Source organism: Rhizobacter sp. P3_B12 (genome assembly GCF_056402895.1).
Window position 1 is genome coordinate 1 of record NZ_JBFUGN010000621.1, and the last position, 3,710, is coordinate 3,710.

General features: G+C 67.7%; 1 protein-coding gene. It reads right to left on the reverse strand.

Annotation, left to right across the window (positions count from 1 at the left end; translation table 11 throughout):
• Nucleotides 1-20: 20 nt before the first annotated feature.
• A partial coding sequence (locus AC1D01_RS24880; RefSeq protein WP_477871117.1) for a beta strand repeat-containing protein occupies nt 21-3,710 on the reverse strand: 3,690 nt, incomplete at its 5' end.

Consider the following 3,710-nt stretch of genomic DNA (forward strand, 5'->3'; position numbering starts at 1 on the left):
GTCGAGCACGGCGTGCTGGGTCATGCGCCGAGACCTCGCAGCTCACGCCGTTCACCGCGCCAGGCCGTGTGGTTGCCGGATCCAGACAGGCCGCTCGCCAGCACGTCCGACGCCGCGGCCGGGTCGGCGCCGATCGGTGTCGGCAGGCCTTCGCGTTGCGGCGTCGCGATGCGCATCGCCGAATCCAGCGCACTCCACGAATCGACCAGCAAGGGCATCGCCTTCTCGGTCGGTGCRCTGCTCGACRACGCSGTCACCGTGATCGGCACCGTGCTGCCATCGGCCAGCCTGATCGTCTCGATCTTGTTGGCCGTGCCGACGTACCAGTTCGTGATCGTCAGCTTGTCGGCYGTCACGCCGCTGATGCCCAGCACCAGGTTGTTGCCGCTGCGCGTCTGCGTGAGCTGCGCGGCGGTGACGCCGGTGGCGATCTCGATGCGGTCGCTGCCGCCCGCATCGGTGATCGTATCGAGGCCGTCGCCGCGGCCCCAGCGGTAGACGTCGTTCGAGCTGGTCGAGGTGTCCGTCATCGTGTCGTTGCCGGCGCCGCTGCTGTAGGTGTCGCTGCCCTCCAGGCCCTTCAGCACGTTGACGCCCGCATTGCCGAACAGCAGGTTGTCCAGGCCGTTGCCGGTGCCATCGATCGCGTTGCTGTTGAGCAGCGTCAGGTTCTCGACGAAGTTGCCCAGCGTCCAGGTGATGGTGCTGTTGACCGTGTCGGTTCCGCCCCCGGTCAGCTCGGTGGTGGCCTCGTTGGCGGTGTCGACGTAGTAGGTGTCGTTGCCGGCACCACCGGTCATGTTGTCCAGCCCGCCCAGGCCGTCGAGCACGTTGTTGCCCGCGTTGCCCACCAGCGTGTTCGCCGCCGTGTTGCCCTTCCCATCGATGTTGGCATTGCCCTTGAGCGTCAGCGTCTCGACGTTCGCGGCCAGCGTGTAGGTGGTGGCGGTGGACTCGACCGCATCCGTGCCACTGCTGGCCGCTTCGATGATGCTGTCGTTCGTGTCATCGACCACGTAGGTGTCGTTGCCCGCACCGCCACTCATCGCGTCCGCCCCTGCGCCGCCGTCCAGCCGGTTGACGCCGCCATTGCCGGTGAGCGTGTTGGCCTGGTCGTTGCCCGTGCCGTTGACGTTCGAGCTGCCCGTCAGCGTCAGCGCCTCGATGTTGGCGGACAGCGTGTAGCTGACGTTGCTCTTCGCCGTGTCGGTGCCTTCGCCCGCGTTCTCGACGATGACGTCGTCCGTGTTGTCCACCGTGTAGGTGTCGTCGCCGGCACCGCCGCGCATCGTGTCGACACCCCCCAGGCCGTTCAGCGCATTGGCGCCGGCATTGCCTACCAGCACATTGCCCGTCCCGTTGCCGGTGCCGCCCAGGTTGCCAGCACCGGTGAGCGTCAGGTTCTCCAGCGTCGCCGCCAGCGTCAGCGTGACGGCGGATTCGACGGTGTCGGTGCCCTCGCCGTCGTACTCGTTGATGTTGTCCTGCGTGCTGTCGATGACGTACGTGTCGTCGCCCAGGCCGCCGTACAAGCTGTCGATGCCGGCACCGCCCTCCAGCCGATCCTTGCCGGCGTCGCCGATCAGCATGTCGTTGCCGTCGCCACCGAGCAGCGTGTCGTTGCCGATGTTGCCGCGCAACCAGTCGTTGCCGCCGAGGCCGGTCAGCGTGCTGTCGATGGGGAGCGCTTCGAGGTTGTCGTCTCCCTCGGTGCCGGTGATCTGGCTGAGCAGTTGGTTGATCTGCGACTGGCCCCACACCGTGCCGTCCGCAAAGCGGATCTCCTCCACGTGACCGGCGGTGCTTGCGTCGGGCAGGAACCAGTCGGTGACGCGGATCGTGTCGCCGGTGACGGCATGGGTGAGCACGAGGTCGAAATTGTCCTTCTTGCCGCGGATGTCGGAGGCCAGCACGCCGGACTGGAAGACGACCGCATCGACGGCACCGTCATCCACCGCGTTCATCTCGCCTGCGACGAAGTTCTCGTCGCGCTTGATCTCCGACACCACGTCCTGGCCCCAGTTCGCGCCGAAGACGTACTGGTCGGCCCCTGCACCGCCAACGAGCGTGTCGTCGCCTGCGCCGCCACTGAGCGTGTCGGCACCGCCGGCGCCCTTGAGCACGTCGTTGCCTGCATCGCCGGTCAACGCATCCGCAGCGCCCTGGCCGAACAGCTGGTCGTCGCCGTCGCCGGCCGACAGTGCGCCACCGCTGGCCGAGGCGATCAGCAGGTCGGTTCCCGTCGTCGCCTGCGCCATCGAACTGCGGCCGAGGCCGGCGACGATCGCATCGCGCGTGAGCCGCGTGCGATCGGGCAGCAGGATGGAGTCGAGGTCGGTGCGGACCTGGTTCGGGCCCGAGAAGAAGTCCTCGATCGTCAACGCATCGGCGCTGCCGTCGAGCGCGATCACGAGCGAGGTGTCCTGCTGCGTGAAGCGCAGACGGCTCGCATCGGTGCCCACCGCCAGGCCGATCGCCGACAGGCCCTGCTTCGAGCCCTGCCACGACGCCTCGCTGCGCGCGCCTGCGGGGCTCAACCGGTCCACGCCCGCACCTTGGCCGAACTGCACCTGCACATACGAGGACACGTTGCCGGTCTGCCTGAGGGTCAGCGTGTCGTTGCCGCTTCCGCCATCGAGCAGCGCGTAACTGGCATCGCGGATCTCCAGCATGTCGTCGCCCGCGCCGCCCAGCAGGGTGTCGTGCCCGCCGTAGCCGCGCAGCGTGTCGTTGCCGTTGCCGCCGTCGAGCTGGTCGTAGGAGTCGAGGTAGTCGTAGCGCTGGTTGAAGGAGCTGTAGGTGACGCCGGCGAAGTCCAGCGACTCGAGGCGGTCGTCGCCATCGCCGCCCTGGATGGCATTGTTCGCCTTGCTGCCGTACAGCACGTTGTTGCCGGCGTTGCCCAGCACGTCGATGTTGCCGAGCAGCGCGCCGGCGCGCAGGTTCTCGACGTTCGCATGGTCGGCGAGCGACAGCCGCGTGGCCGCGATGCCGGCCAGGCTGTCGACGATCACCGTGTCGGTGCCGCCGTCGGCCGCCTCGACCACCGTGTCGTTCACCCCGATGCGGTAGGTGTCGTTGCCGCCCTGGCCCGTCAGCACGTTGGTCGCGGTGTTCTGCGAGCTGTCGAAGGTGTTGTCCAGCGCATTGCCGCCGCCGCTGGTGGCCGCGCTGCCGCTCAGCGTCAGCATCTCCAGGTTGGCACCGAGCGTGTAGCTTTGCGTCGAGATCACCCGGTCCTGCGTGGACAGTTGCGTGCCGTCGCCGAGGACCGCCCTCTCGATCACGACGTCGCCCACATCGTCGACCAGGTAGGTGTCGTCGATCATGGTGCCCATCATCGTGTCGGCACCCGCACCGCCGTCGATCAGCGTGCCGGCGATCGGCGCACCGCTCACCCAGTTGAAGTTCGCGCCGCCCGTCTGCAGGTCGATCACGTTGTTGCCGGTGTTGCCGGTGTACGCGTAGCGCAGCACGTCGGTCGAGCTGTAGGTGATGCCGGTCGCCTTGATCAGCGAGCCGATGTAGAGGTTCTCGACCTGGTCGGGCAGCGTGACGCTGAAGAGGTTGCTTTGCAGCGTGTCGGTGCCCTGCCCGGCGAGTTCGCCGACGTTGGGCGTGACCGCCGTGAAGAAGCTCGCATTGACCGATCCGTAACGCGTGCGATCGAGAACGCGGTACCAGTCGTTGCCGGCGCCGCCGTACAAGGT